Source organism: Wolbachia endosymbiont (group A) of Epistrophe grossularia, assembly GCF_947251435.1.
GTDB lineage: Bacteria > Pseudomonadota > Alphaproteobacteria > Rickettsiales > Anaplasmataceae > Wolbachia > Wolbachia pipientis.
The window spans coordinates 587592-605865 of record NZ_OX366363.1 but is presented as its reverse complement, the minus strand read 5'-3'; the positions used below and the strand labels follow the sequence as shown (position 1 = coordinate 605865).

Annotated in this window: 11 protein-coding genes and 7 pseudogenes; 10 read left to right on the top strand and 8 right to left on the bottom strand. The window is 35.8% G+C overall.

Annotated elements, in window-relative coordinates; translation table 11 throughout:
* Positions 1-163 precede the first annotated feature (163 nt).
* Both OPR28_RS02930 and OPR28_RS02925 read right to left on the bottom strand, forming a co-directional pair.
* Positions 164-496, bottom strand: a pseudogene (locus OPR28_RS02930) (PD-(D/E)XK nuclease family transposase); the annotation flags it as partial.
* Between the two features lie 52 nt (positions 497-548).
* Positions 549-870: pseudogene (locus OPR28_RS02925) on the bottom strand (IS4 family transposase); the annotation flags it as partial.
* Positions 871-917: 47 nt separating this feature from the next.
* Between OPR28_RS02925 and OPR28_RS02920 the strand changes: the two are divergent.
* Positions 918-1776, top strand: a protein-coding gene (locus OPR28_RS02920; protein ID WP_265023237.1) for an IS630 family transposase whose coding sequence is annotated in 2 segments (ribosomal slippage) — positions 918-1243 and positions 1242-1776 — 861 coding nt in all. Because the reading frame shifts where the segments join, the coding sequence is not laid out codon by codon here.
* Between the two features lie 28 nt (positions 1777-1804).
* On the opposite strand, the pseudogene OPR28_RS02915 reads toward OPR28_RS02920, so the two are convergent.
* From OPR28_RS02915 to OPR28_RS02905, 3 pseudogenes are all read right to left on the bottom strand, one after another.
* A pseudogene (locus OPR28_RS02915) lies at positions 1805-2885 on the bottom strand (IS4 family transposase); the annotation flags it as partial.
* Positions 2886-2966: 81 nt separating this feature from the next.
* Positions 2967-3510, bottom strand: a pseudogene (locus OPR28_RS02910) (DUF6444 domain-containing protein); the annotation flags it as partial.
* 144 nt (positions 3511-3654) lie between these two features.
* A pseudogene (locus OPR28_RS02905) lies at positions 3655-4863 on the bottom strand (IS4 family transposase).
* 515 nt (positions 4864-5378) lie between these two features.
* Between OPR28_RS02905 and OPR28_RS02900 the strand changes: the two are divergent.
* Together OPR28_RS02900 and OPR28_RS02895 are read left to right on the top strand one after the other, a co-directional pair.
* Entirely contained in the window at positions 5379-6020 is a 642-nt protein-coding gene (locus OPR28_RS02900; RefSeq protein WP_253303174.1) for a protocatechuate 3,4-dioxygenase, read from the top strand.
* A gap of 96 nt (positions 6021-6116) precedes the next feature.
* A complete protein-coding gene (locus OPR28_RS02895; protein ID WP_265023762.1) occupies positions 6117-7619 on the top strand; it encodes a leucyl aminopeptidase in 1503 nt (500 codons plus the stop codon).
* A gap of 713 nt (positions 7620-8332) precedes the next feature.
* Here OPR28_RS02895 and OPR28_RS02890 read toward each other — a convergent pair.
* Positions 8333-9191 (bottom strand): IS630 family transposase gene (locus OPR28_RS02890; RefSeq protein ID WP_265023237.1). Its coding sequence is split into 2 segments (ribosomal slippage): positions 8333-8867 and positions 8866-9191, totalling 861 coding nucleotides; the frame shifts between segments, so codons are not numbered across the junction.
* A gap of 218 nt (positions 9192-9409) precedes the next feature.
* Here OPR28_RS02890 and OPR28_RS02885 point away from each other — a divergent pair.
* From OPR28_RS02885 to OPR28_RS02855, 7 genes are all read left to right on the top strand, one after another.
* On the top strand, positions 9410-10417 hold the full coding sequence (locus OPR28_RS02885; protein WP_265023318.1) for an IS4 family transposase: 1008 nt from the start codon (positions 9410-9412) through the stop codon (positions 10415-10417).
* 341 nt (positions 10418-10758) lie between these two features.
* Entirely contained in the window at positions 10759-11946 is a 1188-nt protein-coding gene (locus OPR28_RS02880; RefSeq protein ID WP_006279883.1) for an MFS transporter, read from the top strand.
* A 60-nt stretch (positions 11947-12006) separates the two neighbouring features.
* Positions 12007-12312, top strand: coding sequence for an integration host factor subunit alpha (locus OPR28_RS02875; protein WP_006279881.1), 306 nt, complete (start codon positions 12007-12009; stop codon positions 12310-12312).
* On the top strand, positions 12312-12638 hold the full coding sequence (locus tag OPR28_RS02870) for a MerR family transcriptional regulator (RefSeq protein WP_006279880.1): 327 nt from the start codon (positions 12312-12314) through the stop codon (positions 12636-12638). Before OPR28_RS02875 ends, OPR28_RS02870 begins: the two co-directional genes overlap by 1 nt.
* A gap of 45 nt (positions 12639-12683) precedes the next feature.
* On the top strand, positions 12684-13280 hold the full coding sequence (locus OPR28_RS02865) for a murein hydrolase activator EnvC family protein (RefSeq protein ID WP_253302994.1): 597 nt from the start codon (positions 12684-12686) through the stop codon (positions 13278-13280).
* 12 nt (positions 13281-13292) lie between these two features.
* A complete protein-coding gene (leuS, locus tag OPR28_RS02860) occupies positions 13293-15761 on the top strand; it encodes a leucine--tRNA ligase (RefSeq protein ID WP_265023469.1) in 2469 nt (822 codons plus the stop codon).
* 128 nt (positions 15762-15889) lie between these two features.
* On the top strand, positions 15890-16525 hold the full coding sequence (locus tag OPR28_RS02855) for a hypothetical protein (RefSeq protein ID WP_077188484.1): 636 nt from the start codon (positions 15890-15892) through the stop codon (positions 16523-16525).
* 537 nt (positions 16526-17062) lie between these two features.
* On the opposite strand, the pseudogene OPR28_RS02850 reads toward OPR28_RS02855, so the two are convergent.
* Positions 17063-17224: pseudogene (locus tag OPR28_RS02850) on the bottom strand (transposase); the annotation flags it as partial.
* A gap of 338 nt (positions 17225-17562) precedes the next feature.
* Positions 17563-18220: pseudogene (locus OPR28_RS02845) on the bottom strand (IS5 family transposase); the annotation flags it as partial.
* Positions 18221-18274 lie beyond the last annotated feature (54 nt).

The following is an 18274-nucleotide window of genomic DNA, read 5'->3' as shown; positions in this document are numbered from 1 at the left end:
ACATAGGTTCCTCTCGTAATCATATCTAACTCTGTTTGCAGGGATTCACCATGAGGTTTAGTGTTACCTGCTTTTATCTCATGCTTGCATCCCAAAGGTTGCCATCCTTTGAAATGTGAGACATACATTATCCCCGATGTCTAGGGAAGATGGAATTTAACCATCACAAAACCACGGCTTTCCGGGTCGCACTGAAGAAAAATAACCAACGATCCACTATGCTTTCTAGCTGTTCTTCCTTATTCTTAGGAAATTTAGGTAGTTCAATAAATACAAATTGAAAATCTTTTAAGTCATGCTCATTGGTTTTCTCATCTCTTATAGTGTGGCTGGATATATAATCAAGCTTATCAGGAAATAAATTACAATTAGAGATAGCAATAAAGAAAACCTTCTTTAAATCAATGTACTTACCAGATTTATCAGCTTGCCTTGAGTAAGCCTTAGCAGCATATAGTTGAGCTCGTTTCTCAAAACCTTTATCACGAGCAAACTGGTCAGGTAAGGAAGCAGTATTACTACTACTCCCTCCCTTAGAAACCTTACTATTACCCACAAATATGAGGTTCATGAGCAAGTCTCCATCCTTCTGCTAGATCAAAGAGACGTCTCCACCCTTTCCAAAGAGTAATTGGTCCTGGTTTTGGGTCGCTTTTTCTTGCTAAATGACCTCCAAGTTCACGAAACGGCTTCTTTTATAGTAGGGGCTATATTTGGACATGGTTTCCTGTGTATTTTAACATATAAAACTTTCCATTCTTCCTCAGCTAATAAGGCAGTACATGGTAATGTTGGGTTAGTTCTTGCAATTGATGTAATAAAGAAAATTCTCCAAGCAATAATGCTCATGACTGTTATAGCTCTTCTCATAATAATCCAAATAAGGTAAGATATGGATTTATGGTAGTGGGGTTTGTATGCCAGCAGCGTATAGTTATGACTTAAGGAAAAAAGCAATGGAAGCATTGGATGAGGGAGAAAGTAGAGCAACTGTTGCCAAGAGATTTAAAATTGGAAAAACGACTTTATATGAGTGGCAGAAAAGGCGTGAGGAAACAGGAGATTTTCAGTCAAAAAAGCCTGGAAGCGTAGGATATAACCATAAAATTACCGACTGGAATGTCTTCACCGAATTTGCAAAAAACCATGGCGGCAAAACTCAGTCAGAGATGGCTAAACTCTGGGGCAATATCAGTCGACAAACGATTCACCGCGCACTTAAAAATATTGGCTTTACAAGAAAAAAAGACCTACGGATATAAAGAAAGAAATGAAGAAAAGCGAGCTCAATTTGCAAAGGTTATAGCAACAAAATATCCTGAAAATCTTGTATATATTGACGAATCTGGGATAGACAATACAGAAGACTACCCATACGGATATTGCAGAAAAGGAGAGAGGTTTCATTCACTAAAATCAGGTAAAAAAACTCAGCGTGTCAGTATGATTGCAGCTCTAAATAAAAAGAAAATCATTGCTCCATTGACCTTTGAGGGATACTGCAACAAGGATGTTTTTGAGGCTTGGTTTGAGCAGTTTTTGACTCCAATTTTAAGGTCTGGCCAAACTGTAATTCTTGATAACGCTGCTTTCCATAAATCTAAAAAAATCGATGATCTTGCTAAAGGAGTAGGTGCTGAAATTCTTTATCTTCCTCCATATTCTCCAGACTTTAACGAAATTGAGCATCATTGGTTTGCTATAAAGAACAGAGCTAGAAAAAATATCCCTATTTTTCAGTCTTTCCGTCAAGCTGTTGATTCTGCTTTTTTATGATTTGTTCTGACTATTATGAGAAGAGCTATAAATACCTCATTAATCTTTCTGCTGTTCCAAGTCTACATTCCTCAACTTTGAGACCAGATTTTAAAATCTTATGCAATATCTCTATTTTCCATCTCAAACAATACCAACTAACTTTTTCAACAGCTTCTTCAAAAGTACTGACCGGAAAAAAGCATCCACTCTAGAGGACTTGCTTCGGGAGGAGAGTTTTTTTCAACAACATGAATTGCGTGAAGTTGTAGACTGAATAATGCTGTCGGTTTATATTTTATGTGACCTTCTTTACATTTTATATGGCCTTCATGTGATAAATTTTCCGAATCTAATTTCTAAAAACGCTGTCCTTTTTTGCTTGTTATCTCTAGCAGGGATTTCAACTTCTACTTTTCCAGCGCAAGGGAGGCCTTGGATAAATGACCATAATTTTTGCTTGTTCCTGGTATGCATGAATTTTTTATTTACATTTCTGTTGTGGCGAGCTCTTACTAAAATTGCTGAGTTAAGATTATGTGCAAGTTCAAAAAAATCATGCATATCTGCTTCTCTGTCACATACAGTTATAGCTTCGGTTTGGGCCAGATCTATAATATTATTTGTTTTCTTTAAACTTTCTAGCCATTTCATACTTTCTTTATCCTCAATATGAACGTTGTTACGATGGCTCTTTAGTCTTTTTTCTTCTTCAGAAATGAGTTGCCTCGAGTAAATCTTTTGATCCAGTATTCCCAGCTTCCGTACTAACAGCAAGGGCTGTATGCATTACTGCTCCTTTTCCAGCAATAGTTCCCAATCCGCTTATGGCTTGAGTATGAAATATAAGTTGTATCTTGAATCACAAGAATTCTTTTATGAGCTTTTGTTCTTTCAACTGTTTTATCAATGTGTGAAGCTAGAATATCGACTTCTTTTACGTTCTCATTTTGAAAAAAACGATATGCTGCTTTTGCTTCTGACCAACTTCCGCATGCCTCATTAATTGAGCTTTCAGGTAAACTTATCAAACTATCAGCAATCTTTACTAATCGGTCAGTTAATCTTTTATCTCCAAGTACAGCATCTCCAAATTCATTTTTAGCCCATTCATTACTCTCGTTTGCCATTTCTATACCCTCAATATTTGCAAACTCTAATATTGTAATATTTTACTTTTTAGTCCATTTATATTTGTGGGTAATAGTAAGATTTGATATGCTGCCAACACTTATGTTCAAATTAAAAATGTCATTTATGATACTAGCCACTTCACGCTTTGAGTTTTTGTAAAATCCGCTGAGTGCTGCAATTATAGACTTAACCCTTGGACCAAATGTATCTGGCGTAACACCTTCTGGTAACTTGCTACTTTTTCTTTTTCTGCATCTCCGACAACGACCATGTTCCAATTACTACATCAGGCCTAATTTCCGGAAGATCAACTTTTTGGTGAACATAAGGTTTTTCGCATATTACAAGCTCTCCTCCGCATTCGCAAATATTAGGCAACTCTATTTTTACTACTTTATCCGCTTCCATTGTGGCATGAAAATTTCCTTTATGCCCAACCTGATCGCCAACATTCCTTTCGCTTTTTGGCTTGTCCTTTTTTGTTTTGTACAATTCTTTAGAGCTCGGTAGAGATGAATTTTTCGAGTTTAAACCAAGCCTCTCTTTCAACTCAGTGTTCTCAATCCTCAAGGCCTTATTTTCTGCCTCTAACTCTTCTATCCTCCCTTCCAACTTTTCTATTTTTTGCTGTAAATTTTTGCAGAGTTCTCAAAGGTTTACCACATTACCTCACTTTTGCTCTATGATTATCTTTATTATCTTGCTTTGTCTACCTTATTCTACCACTCCGCTGAACGGACAATGGCGTCAACTTAAGAGCCTCCATTAGCAAACTCTCCTAAAGACATGATGGCGTTTGGGCTTATCTACCTTATCGCGGCTATACAATCGTCCTGGTCGGATTTTAACTTTAGCGCGTATACTTAAAAAGGGCTTGAAAGTTTTTTGGCGCAATAAGTACCTGATAGAGTTTCTGCCTCATTACACCAAATAAAACTGAAAAATTTAAACGATACTCAGCAATTTGATCTGGATTCCAAGGCCCTTGTGCATCACACATATGAAGCGACAATATATTACACATGACTAAGTTTGCCCAAAATTCTTGTAATACAGCCTCTAAATTTACGCCAGAAAAATTCTCTAATTCTGCACCTATTTTGAGTCGTTTATAGCACTCCTCTATATGCCACCTTAACACATAAGCTTTGCTGATATCTTCCAAAGTAAATTTTACTCGGTCAAAAAGTGAAGTAATCAATACCTCTGTTTCTCCGTTGGCTAATGTCAGCACTATAACTCTTACTTTCTGTCCTTTCATTTTATTTTTTAGCTTTTCATTTTCTAATATAAAATCGAAATCTAATTCTCCAGCGTTCCCATAGCTTGCTATAATTTCTTTTTTGCAAGCGAAAAATAAAATCTACTTCCAAATCATAATGCTGCTGAATGAATTTTACTGAAGGATAACCACGATCATAGATAAATAATAATTTCTTTTGATTTAATGAACGCATTTGAGTGATAACTTCGGGTAATTGCTCTTCCGCCAACGTTTGTTCACCTATATTCCAAGCCGCAAGACGAGCACTACAAATCAGCGAAGTACACAAATCAACAAACAAATTGCCAATGGTGCCTGTTGTTCCATTTGGTTTAAAGCGGCCAAACTCGGATACAATTTCCTCAGAGCTGGGTAATCTCATACCAGAACCATCTGCTGCAATAAGTCTATAGCCTCTCCAACTCAGGTTCATCCTGATAGGCTGTTTGGATGCTTAAATTCTTGAAAGCCTGTATGGCAAATCTTATACCTTGCTTTAGAAAAAGCTTGCTTTGAGGGTACATGTCAATGGCTCCATAAGTTCACATTCTATTCCCAAACTTTTTTTAACTAACTTTAAAATCATAGAAAATACTGTCGAAAAAGGAAGTTTTCTTGTTCGTGTAAAACTCAACACAATGGATTCTCTGAAAAGCTTTCGAGTATATTATATTTTTAATTTGTAGAATAAAATTTTTTCCTTTTTGCATGTTTCACCTAAAAAGGACACATTTTAAACTTCTTTGTTGAAATAAAATAGAAACAAAAGTGCTGTTTCCTGCGGCTTCTGGATAATTTAATGGTAAAAGTTTTAGAGAGAAATTTTATACACTATCGCTGATATTTTTCCTTAAGTTGACGCCATTGGCTGAACGGATACAATTTACTAAACAGAAAAAAAGGCAAAAGAAACCCTAGGGTAGCTAGTTATTCACTATCCATTTTTTAAGTTGGCGTTTTTTAATGTTTTAAATAGCGCGTTTCAGCTTGTGTAGGTAAAAACCTAGAAATATTGTGAAGACATAAGGTGCACATAGTGCAAAAAATTAAAAATAAGACGCCAACTACGTTGTTCTCTTGCTGTTTAATCTGCACAGATGAAGATAACTGAATACCTTCAGTTTTATGATAAGGGGGCTGGCGAAGGGTGTCAAGCAAGTTTTTTCGTTTCTATTTCCAATAAAAGTTTGTTATATGGTTATGCAAGAAGTCTATTATAAATGAAATGAATGTGAAAAATATCTTATTAGCGTTTTTAGTACAAATGGTATTCAGTTTGCCGCTATTTGCAGCTGATCCTGTTTTGCTCAACTGCATTGAAACTCCAGAAATATATGACCTTGATGCAAGGCCAAAAAATTTTAGCTCTTCAAACAATTTAAGAAGGAAACCTGGTTCTCCAAATAGTGCAACAGGAGAATTAATACACATAGTGGGTAGAATTACTGATATAAACTGTTTACCAATACAAAATGCTGTAGTTTCTATATGGCACGCGAATTCACGCGGCGTGAACCATTACGATAAGAATATAGAGGATGATCCGAATTTTGCTGGATCAGGAAGGTTTGTAGTGAATAATCTTGGCTATTATAATTTTATTACGATAGCACCTGGTAAAATTGGTGATAGAGCTCCACATATCAACTTTCTAGTTCAACATCCGGATTTTCCGGAATTCACAACGCAAATGTTTTTTGTTGACCATAATTGCGATAATTGTGCTGATCCTGTTCTTGGAGATTTTGTTAGTAATGGGCTTGCAAGCCTTCTCATAACACCATTTACTTACAGTGATCAGGTCATAAAAACCTATACGTTTAACATTACCTTGGGCGGATATAATAAGTTCTCTAATAAAAGATAAAAAACCTTGCATGTAAGGGAGTCCATAGTAAACTTAAGTGTTATTGTACTTAGGATGTATATGAAAAATATCTTACTGATGTTTTTGCTATGTTTTATGTACAGTTTACAATTATTTGCAACGGAGATACCAGCAATGAAAATAACAATTTCTAAAATTTCACCCGATTTTAAAACAATAGTAATGGGTTTGTTTGAGGACAACGAAACCGTAAATGATGGCGGAGTTTTGCAAGGAAAACAGATCATAGATAATATAAAGCAATTTAGCGATTTCAATGGAAGTTTTGGTGAATTTTTCTCTACTGCTTTGCCAGAAGAAAAAAATGTTATAGTTGTTGGACTGGGTAAGAAGGATGAATGGAATGAAAATAAAGAATTAAATATTGGTGGTAAAATATATTGTGAGCTAAGCAGATTAAAAATTAAAAAAGCAGCGGTTTTAATCGAAGGTAGTGCAGCAAATGTTGCATATGGTGCGTTTCTGCGTAGTTTTAAGTTTGATAAGTATAAAACTAAAAAGGATGAGAAAATTACAGAGGTAGAGGAGATTACCGTATTAGTAAAAGATGAACAATTAAGTAATGCTGAAAGATCATTTGAGCACTTAAGGCAAGAAGGTGAGAGTATATTCCTGGCGCGCTCTTTTATAACAGAGCCTCCTAACATTCTATATCCAGAATCCTATGCTGATCATATAAAAAAAGAACTTACTAAGCTTGGCCTTGAAATCGAAGTGCTTGATAAAAAGCAGATGGAAGAGAAAAAAATGGGAGCCTTGCTTGGAGTTGCACAAGGAAGTAGTAAAGAACCAAAATTAGTAGTGATAAAATGGAATGGGGCTTCTAAAGAACAAAAGCCTATAGCTTTTGTTGGTAAAGGTATAACGTTTGACACTGGTGGAGTATCACTCAAACCTTCACGTGGTATGGAGTCGATGAAATATGACATGGCAGGCTCTGCTGCTGTGGTTGGAGTGATGCATGCTTTAGCAGGACGAAAAGCAAAGGTAAATGCGATTGGCGTGGTTGCACTTGCAGAAAATGCAGTGGATGGTAATGCTCAAAGACCGAGTGATGTAGTAACTTCAATGTCTGGACAGACGATAGAAGTGTTGAATACCGATGCAGAGGGAAGGCTCATACTTGCAGATGCTTTATGGTATACGCAAGACAGATTCTCACCAAAATTTATGATTGATCTTGCAACTTTAACTGGTGCTATAGTGGTTGCACTTGGAAATAACGAATATGCTGGTCTTTTTTCAAATAATGATGAATTAGCAAACCGTCTGATTGATGCAGGAAATGAAGTAAATGAGAAGTTATGGCGTTTTCCTATGAATGAAACTTATGACAAAATTATTGATTCACCGATTGCTGATGTTCAAAACATCGCTCCTGCAGGCTCTGGTGGAGATAGCATAATGGCTGCACAGTTTTTACAGCGTTTTGTGAATGAAACTTGCTGGGCACATTTAGATATCGCAGGCACTGCTTGGCACGAGAAAGGTACTGACATTTGTCCAAGAGGAGCAGTAGGTTTTGGTGTAAGGTTACTTAATAAGTTGGTTGAGAAGTACTACGAAGCCAATGATTAAAGATCTTTATCTGGATTTATGGCTTAGCTACATGAACGTTTATTTTTGAGGCGCAGCAAATGAAAGTAGCTGATACATATTTCTTTTTTTCTGGATTCCAGTGGGCTTTGTTGCATCGCTAGCTATGATGGATTAAAGATAAAAAAGGTGGAGAATATCAGTAGCTTATTATTCTGGTATTTATAACAAGAACGGTCAGTGGATACCTAAATTTGAGTAAAAGAAATTTCACTACCACTCACTAATCCGGCTAAAATTCAAGAATTTCAATGCTTTAGCTATTTTCAATAGAATTAAATTTATTAATATAAATAACAAGTTACTATTCTTAAATTTGATCAGATTGATTGCAAAAAAAACAAGATTTTCAATAAGTTGCTTATAATCCTAATTATAGTTAGCCTTTCATAAGTAGCGATGCAACAAAGCCATTCCAGTGTCAGCTACTTTCATGACACCCTGACAACCGTCATCCCGCTACTTGTTAGCGGGATCTAGAGATACCGCGGCGGTATGACGTAGGACTGCTGTCATCCCAGTGCTCCTTTTTTTGTCATCCAAGTAGCCTCCTATGGTGTCATCCCAGTGCCCAGACACTGGGATCCAGTTGAGCTATTTCAACAAAAATACTGCATTTTGAGATGAACGTTTATTTTCACCAGATTATTTACAAGTATAACAATTATAGCTCTTCTCATAATAGTCAGAACAAATCATAAAAAAGCAGAATCAACAGCTTGACGGAAAGACTGAAAAATAGGGATATTTTTTCTAGCTCTGTTCTTTATAGCAAACCAATGATGCTCAATTTCGTTAAAGTCTGGAGAATATGGAGGAAGATAAAGAATTTCAGCACCTACTCCTTTAGCAAGATCATCGATTTTTTTAGATTTATGGAAAGCAGCGTTATCAAGAATTACAGTTTGGCCAGACCTTAAAATTGGAGTCAAAAACTGCTCAAACCAAGCCTCAAAAACATCCTTGTTGCAGTATCCCTCAAAGGTCAATGGAGCAATGATTTTCTTTTTATTTAGAGCTGCAATCATACTGACACGCTGAGTTTTTTTACCTGATTTTAGTGAATGAAACCTCTCTCCTTTTCTGCAATATCCGTATGGGTAGTCTTCTGTATTGTCTATCCCAGATTCGTCAATATATACAAGATTTTCAGGATATTTTGTTGCTATAACCTTTGCAAATTGAGCTCGCTTTTCTTCATTTCTTTCTTTATATCCGTAGGTCTTTTTTTCTTGTAAAGCCAATATTTTTAAGTGCGCGGTGAATCGTTTGTCGACTGATATTGCCCCAGAGTTTAGCCATCTCTGACTGAGTTTTGCCGCCATGGTTTTTTGCAAATTCGGTGAAGACATTCCAGTCGGTAATTTTATGGTTATATCCTACGCTTCCAGGCTTTTTTGACTGAAAATCTCCTGTTTCCTCACGCCTTTTCTGCCACTCATATAAAGTCGTTTTTCCAATTTTAAATCTCTTGGCAACAGTTGCTCTACTTTCTCCCTCATCCAATGCTTCCATTGCTTTTTTCCTTAAGTCATAACTATACGCTGCTGGCATACAAACCCCACTACCATAAATCCATATCTTACCTTATTTGGATTATTATGAGAAGAGCTATAAAGTCTGGATTCCAGTGTCAAGCACTGGAATGACACCGTCTTGGATGGAAACCAGTGTTGGCTACTCGGATGACATCATAGGGGCGCTGGCATAAGTGTTGAAAGTAACACAAAAAAGACATAAAGAACTATTATTGCAAGAAAATGGAGGCAATAATGGATCAAATAGAAAGAGTACTAAATTTAATAAAAGATGAGGATTTAGAAAGGCTAGGAAAATTAAGTGAAGTAGATAAATGTAATACTAAATTGTTGGGCAAGATTATATTTAAAGGTCTAATGAAGTTAATATTAATGGGGCAAAAAACAAGCCTAAGAGCGCTAGAAATGGTAATAAACAGGTGTATAATGGATAAGAATAGCGATAAAAGTACAGTAACATACAGTGGTTTGTCAAAAAGGTTAAAAGTTATAAATCCAGAATATTTTAAGGGAGTATATATTGATTTGATGAGCAAGATTAAAAAGCTATTACCCCAAAAAACATCAAATAACTTACATAAGTTTGATTCGACGATCATAAATTTATCGGGATATCTCATAAAAGATGGGCTAAAAATAGGCGGTAAAAGTAACGACAGTCAAGTTAAAGTGAGTGTAGGATTAAAGGATCAATTGCCGACAAGTATAAGATTTTGTAAAGGACAAGAAGAAAGTAGTGAAGATATAGCATTAGTGAGAGCAATTAATGAAGCTAAAGTTGAAAAAGAGGATATTTTATTATTTGATAGAGGAATCAGAAAAGTTGGAACTTTTGCCGAATTTGATGAAAAGGAGTACAAATTTATCACAAGAGTTAAAGTAGGAAGAAAACATGATGTTATAAGCAGGAACAAAGTTATAAGAGAACAAAAATCGGATGGATCAGAGATTTTAGAAGATATAATAGTTAATCTTTATCGTGCACGAGGTAAAGTGGCAGAAAAGCATGATCTACGGCTAATAAAAATCAGAAATAAAATTGGAGATGAAATATGGTTTTTGACAAACTTGTTTGAAATGCCAGCTTATGAAGTAACAGAGCTATATAGGCGCAGATGGGATATAGAAGTGTTCTTTAAATTTATAAAGCAAAATCTTGGATATAAGCACTTTTTAAGCCATACTATGAATGGCATGAAGGTGTATATTTACATGATCGGCTTTGTTATTTCTTGTTTATAAAATCAAAAATAATCTACATGGGTTCAAAATAGCATTACTGCAATTCACATTGGATCTAAATGACTCTTTTATACGTTCGATTGTTTTACTGTCGGGAGGTAATTTACATGCCGTTGATCATCTCATATCACGTTATTTTTGATACTTTCAACACTTATGGGGCGCTGGGATGACACCCTGACAATCGTCATCCCGCTGCTTGTTAGCGGCTAAGAGATACCGCGGCGGCATGACGTAGGGAACCCGTTTTTTGGGTTAGCTATAACAGTAGTCAGGAAACAATAGCCTAAAAAGAGACTTAGTGTTAAATTTCTAATAGATTACTTATAAAAATAAATCTTATGGAAAGCAGAGCTAAAGCTTGGTTCATTTGGCTAATCAGTAACTTGGTTGTTATATTCAGCAACATGCAGATAATTTATACCTTTATAAGTGTAAATCTCGAAAAGGAACTTGGACTTACAATCGCGCAAGTTGCACTGGCTAATTCAGTATATACTTGGACTTTCGCCATCTTACAATTTTTTAGTGGAGCAACGTTTAATGTTTTTTCCAGTAAAAAAATTTATTTTTTCTCGTTATCAACTATGATCTTGGGGTTTTTTGTCCTTATTAATAGTGACAATTTCTCCCATTTGATTTTGTCTCAAGTGTTGATTGCAACTGGAGCATCATTTGGTTTTATTGGTGCTGCTCACACAAGTAGCATATGTTTTTCCGCTGCCCAATTTGGACTAATGTTTTCACTAGTGCAGACAATTTCAAGCCTTTCTGCTTTGGTAATTCAAATACTGTTCTCTAACTTGCTTGCCGAAGATGCATATTGGAAAAATCTGATTGTATGCATAATACTATTTGGTGTGTTGATATTTGTACTTACGCTTTTTTGTCCAAACACACTTCCAGAAAGCAGCTCAGAAAAGCGCACAATAAAAAGCTCTATGAAGACAGTAATGTGCTCTATATTAACAGTGCTAAAATTAAGAGATATCTGGATAACTTCAGTGGTGGGTGCTATTACTTTTGGAACATTTTTAGCACTTAATACCTTGTGGGCTCCAAGGTTACTGGGCAACTCAGAACTCAATGCAATGGAGTCAGGTATAGCAACTGCAATACTATGGCTTGGTCTTGCAGTTGGTGCTCCAATTGCAGATCGAATCTCAAACTTATTTAAAAATAGGAAACATGTAATTTCTGCTTTTGCTTTATTGCAAGGCGTCTCAATTATTATTTTACTATACAGCCATTTAACAGTCCACGTTGTGTACTTTTGTATGTTAATGTTCGGGTTTTTTGCGGGAGGACATATGCTTAATTTTACTGTCGGCAGCGAGATTGTGAAACGAAAATACATCAGCACATCATCATCCATTATCAATGGATTTATGTTTATTGGCAGTGGAGTTATAGTGTCAATGTTAGCACTTTTTACAGATCATAAAATGGCACTTTTTGCAATATTTGCGATATTGATAGTTGCCGGTATTTTAAATTATGCAACAAAAGAGACATACTCTAAAAAATAAAGTAGCTGAATCTCGAGTCGATTGCTATATTATATTTACGTATTGTAATATTTATCAATAATGGATCACGTTACAACAAAAGACACAACAGTAACTAAGGCAACGATAGCTGGAGATATAAACCAAGAAATAGGATTATCAAAGGAAGACTCTGTTTCGATAATAGATGATATATTGGACGAAATAAAGACAAGCTTGGTAAAGGATGGAATAGTAAAAATATCGTCATTTGGAACATTCTTGGTTAAGAAAAAGAAGGAAAGACCAGGAAATATACCAAATACATCGGAGAAAGTGATGATTCAGGCAAGAAATTCAGTTTCTTTTAGGCCTTCAAAAATTATAAAAAAATCAATCAATAATTAATGAACAAGGAAAAATTATTTTATACGATTGGGGAAGTAGCTGAAGAGCTACATTTGGAACAGCATGTTTTGAGATTTTGGGAAGGTCAATTTCATCAAATTAAGCCTACAAAGCGTAAAGGAAGAAGGCTATATGATCGCAAGTGTATAGAGGCCATAAAGAAAGTAAAATACATGCTATATGATAAAGGATATACAATAAAAGGAGTGCAAAAAGAATTTGGTAATGATATAAAAGTCACAAAGAATTTGTTGCAAGAACTCACCGATTTGAGGGACTATTTAACTAGTAAAATAAATAACGAGGAAAGTAACAAGCAGGCGTGAAACACTACGTCTCGCTAAAATTTTGGAGTTTTGTGAGAGTTTAAAATGTGGCATATAGCCTCATTTCTTATGTTATTAGCAATATTAATAGGCTGTGGCCTGCAAAAACCTGCACCTGTGCTGCTTAAAGGCGAAGAATTTTACGGAAAAAGAGATCTGGAATATACAAGAGAGTACCATTTAATTAGGGAGCCTTCAGTGCAAAAAGAAAGTAGAAAAGCCATCATAAATAGGATATACAAAGATAACAATAATGCACAAAACGTGGAGGTAAATTGTAAATTTGTAATGCCAGTTAAAGGTTCAGCTACCTCTTCTGATGAAATGTGTAAGGATGGCATAAAAATTGCTGCTCAAAATGGAACGAACGTAGTTGCTTCTGCACCAGGCAAAGTGATATATGTAGGCAAAGGGCTGAGATGGTATGGGAATTTAATTATAGTGGAACACAAAGATAATTACATGACTGTGTACTCCTATTTAAAAAACATACATGTTGAAATTGGTGATAAAGTAAAGCAAGGTCAAGTAATTGGATCTGCAGGTAAATCAAGCACACAAGATAAAGATCCACAGATATGTTTCACAATACGACATAATGGCCAAGCGGTTGATCCTTTGATGCATATGAACTGTAATTGAATTTGGATTTATATGAAATATGATTTTAAAAGTGTTGAAAAATTTTATCAAGATAAATGGGATTTTTCTGTAAGCAAGAGTGGTAAACAAGAAAAGTGTTACGTGTTGGAAATGTTTCCATATCCATCTGGTAAAATTCATATGGGACACTTACGTAACTATGCAATAGGGGATGTGATAGCGCGTTACAAGAGAGCTAATGGATTTGAGGTTTTGCATCCAATTGGCTGGGATGCGTTTGGATTACCAGCTGAGAATGCAGCAAGGGATAACAATATTAGCCCCGAAACATGGACAAAAGAGAATATAGATAATATGCGTACACAGTTGAAATCTATAGGTCTTTCTTATAATTGGGAGCGTGAACTCTCCACATGTGAGCCTGATTATTACAAACACGAACAAAAATTTTTCCTGGATTTTTTAAAGCATGGGCTTGCCTATCGAAAAGAATCATGGGTTAACTGGGATCCAGTGGACCAAACAGTGCTTGCAAATGAACAGGTGGTTGATGGAAAAGGATGGCGATCAGGTGCAGTTGTTGAAAAACGTAAGTTGTCCCAATGGTTTTTAAAGATTACTGATTTCGCTGAAGATTTACTCAAGTGCCTGCAAAGTTTGAAAAATTGGCCAGAAAAAGTCAAAACAATGCAGGAGCGTTGGATAGGAAAATCTGAAGGAGCAACTATAGAGTTTGAAGTAGTTGGCCTGAATAAGAAATTAAAAGTTTTTACAACTTATCCTCATACTTTGTTTGGGGCTTCTTTTTGTGCAGTGGCAGCAGAGCATCCTATTGTGCAGGATTTAAAGAATGGTTCTTCTGTTGTCATCCCAGTGCTTGACACTGGGATCCAAGAAATAAAATCGAAAAGAGAGAACGATGAAAAAATAGGAGTTTACACCGGATTAAACGTCAAACATCCATTTCTTGATAAGGAATTGCCGCTTTACATAGCGAATTTTGTGTTGATGGAATATGGGGAAGGCGCGATTTTTGGTTGCCCTGCACATGATCAGCGTGACTTTGAATTTGCACAGAAATACGATTTGCCGGTTATTCCTGTTATTTGTGAAAAGGGTGCACAAGCCATAGTGACTCTAGAAGAAGCCTACACTGGCGGCGAAATAATGTGCAACTCTGAATTCTTAAATGGATTGACGGTTAGTGAAGCAAAGGAAGTAATCATTAAAAAGCTCAAAGAAAAAGGGATAGGTGAGAAAACAACAAACTATCGTTTACATGATTGGGGAATTTCGAGACAACGTTATTGGGGATGCCCTATACCTATTATATATTGCAAAGACTGTGGTACTGTTCCAGTGCCAGAAAAAGACCTGCCTGTAATACTGCCCGCGGATGTGGAATTCACAAGTGGTGGCAATCCACTTGATAAACATCCTACTTGGAAATTTGTTGATTGCCCAAAATGTGGAAAGCAAGCAGAGCGTGAAACTGATACGTTTGACACCTTTTTTGAATCCTCTTGGTATTTTGCTGCATTCTGTAGCGAAGATAAATCAATAGACAAAGATGCGTGTAATCGTTTTATGCCTGTTGATTATTATATAGGTGGAATAGAGCATGCAATTCTGCATTTGCTTTACTCACGATTTTTCTGCCGTGCTTTAACCAAATGTGGCTATTTTGATATTAAAGAGCCTTTCTCTACTTTAATCACTCAAGGAATGGTCTGCCATGCAACTTATAAAGACGAAAATGGTAAGTGGCTATTTCCCGCAGAAGCAAAAGAGTTGATTGCACAAGGAGCTAAGGTTCAAGTTGGAAAAGTCGAGAAAATGAGCAAATCGAAAAAGAACACAGTTGATCCAAATTTTATCATAGAAAAGTATGGTGCTGATACTGCCCGCTTGTTTGTGTTGTCTGACACTCCTCCAGAGAAAGATATGGAATGGTCCGATGATGGCGTGGAAGGTTGTTCTCGTTATGTAAATAAATTGTGGCGTATGGTCATGCAGCTTAAGCCTGTGAATATGCACTATGATAACAAAAGTGTTACGGGTGGACTTCTAGAGTACAGAAAAAAAATTCATAAACTCTTACATGGACTTACAGATGACTTGGAAAACTGCAGATTAAACTGTGTAGTGGCAAAATTTCGTGAAATGACGAATTTAATAGCTGAAATAGACGTAAAAACTGGAAAATCTCTTATTGATGAAGGTATATGTATATTAATCAGAGTAATCGAACCATTCATACCACATCTAGCTGAAAGCCTATGGCAAGAAATAGGAGGTCAACCTTGGCCAAAAGCTGATGAATCATTATTAGTTGACGATACGGTAACTATAGCAGTGCAAATCAATGGAAAATTACGTACAACAATCAAGGTGGCAATTAACTTACCTCAAGAAGAATTGAAGAAAATAGCGATAGACTCTGTGTCCAGTAAGATCGATCAAAGCAAAGTTCGCACTGTATATGCTGTACCAAATAAGATAGTAAATATAGTTATATAAAAGACCTGAGTAGTACGTTTTATATAATCTGATTTTATGGCTATACTTTTTTTGACATGTAGTTATATCTTTTTTAATATAAAGGATATATACTTATGCATTATATATTTTTTTGTATGAGGAGTTATATGAAAATAAAGAGATTGTGCGTTTTGGCTGTGTTGCTTACTTCATCTCTAGCAGGTGCAGCTAGTAATAGTGCAAGTAAGTCAGAAGATAAGTACTATGCAGGTTTAAACTTTGGTGCTGGTTGGGGTGGTGGCTTTAAAATGAAACCTGGTGTTGTTCTTGGTTACCATTATGACCAAAACTCTAAATTTGAACTTGAGGTTCTCAGTAATATTAAGTCATTAAAGAGCATAGGAGCTAGCTTATTGGCAAACTACCGCTTCTATCCTGACCTTGATATTGATCCCGTTAAACTATATGTCAGCGGAGGTTTAGGAGGATATCTCCAAATAACACCTTTTGGCTTTGGTGTTAGTGATACAGTTGATGGTGATGACAATAGTTCACAAGAAGAAAAAGAAAAGGAAGAAGAAACACAAGGTGCTCCAGAATCAGGTGGTGAAGCTGCTGGTTCATCTGTAGTAGATAAAATACTGAGTTCTATTTCCTATAAACTAAAGTTAGGTGTTGATTATGAAATTACTCCGCAGATAATTGGTGCAGTTGGTATGACCATGGGTGGGCAACTAAGTGGTATAAAAGCAAAACAAATACCAGATGCAACTCTAGAGATAGGGGTACGTTATAATTTTTAATGCTGCTACTTAGTTCATAAAGGTAGAGACGATGTTGAGGATGAAATAAACAGCATTAAAAAAAATCCGAAAACGTATTTTCGAATATGGTTTTGAACGCTAGCTATAGATTAGAAAAATAACAAGAAAAAGGGTAAACATACTGTAATTGCTGTTGAATGATGGAGTCCATTATTTTAGCACGAAGTAACGAATTCAGTAGAATAAGTTCTTCAAAAATAATTTAAACTTTTATTAGTAGGAGCAGTCTCATGGAATATTATAGCGATCTCACTAAAAGAAACTTTTATAAGTATCGTTGATGAGAAAGGAAAAATTGTTAAGGAAGAAGTTGTTGCAAGAGAAAGTAAGGCAATAGCTGAATTTTTTCTTGGTCAAGGCAAAAAATATGAATCCATGGGAATAGAAAGTGGACAGTTGTCAATTGACCTTACCCAGAAAAAGTGGAGAGAAAGTTTGGAATGTTTTTTACAAAAAGAATGATGCATCAAATTGTTCTGGAATGCAATAGTTAGAGGTTGTCCACAAACCAGTAAATCAAGCATATTCCCTACTTAACATAACTTTACTCATAGCCAGATATATGAAACTTTCAGTAGATGTTGTAAGTAAATCGTACTCCTTTGATAGCCTTCTATTTCTATTGATCCAAGCAAAAGTCCTCTCTACCACCCACCTTCTCGGCTGTACTGAAAATCCAGGATCCCGTTGGGCTTTGTTGCATCGCTAGCTATGATGGATTAAAGATAAAAAAGATGGAGAATATCAGTAGCTTATTATTCTGGTATTTATAACAAGAACGGTCAGTGAATACCTAAATTTGAGTAAAAGAAATTTCACTACCACTCACTAATCCGGCTAAAATTCAAGAATTTCAATGCTTTAGCTATTTTCAATAGAATTAAATTTATTAATGTAAATAATAAATTACTATTCTTAAATTTGATCAGATTGATTGCAAAAAAACAAGATTTTCAATAGGTTACTTATAATCCTAACTATAGTTAGCCTTTCATAAGTAGCGATGCAACAAAGCCATCCCGTTGTGGCAATAGTTCTAGTGGTGTATCTTTATGCACCCAAAACCTACATGGAGGCCTTTTGACAATTTCAATATCTATCCCATATTCTCTCTTTACGTAATCCTTTAAATCTTTTCCTTGGTATCCCATATCAGCCCACATTTTCTTAATATTGCTGTATTTTTCCTTCATATTGTCCAATGCCATCTTCACCCCATCTCTGTCATTTTCGCTTGCAGCTCCTACATAGCAACCAAGCACAAATCCTTGAGTATCTGTGATTATATGTCTTTTTCTCCCCTTTACCTTTTTCGCACCATCATAACCTTTGACCCACCTTTTTCCGTGGTTTTTACCGATTGACTGTCCACTATGCATGCGCTCGGCTTCCCATTTTTGACCTACTATATTTAGTGATATCATAGTTCATTTTCTCAAAAATTCCCTGCTTTTTCCATCTTCTAAACTGTTCATGCACAGCCTTCCACGGCGGAAAATCGTGTGGTAAATAGCGCCATTGACATCCTGTGCGCAGTATATAAAGAATTGCATCTACTATCTCACACTTACTGTATTTTGGTGGCCTTCCTCCTTTCTTGTACGATACTCTGAAGTGTTTTTCTATTCTTGCCCATTCCCTTTTACTTAAATCTGTTGGATATTTTTTCCTCATCTCTTACCTCAATATTCTTTCTTTATATACTACGTATTCCTTGGTTTGTGGACA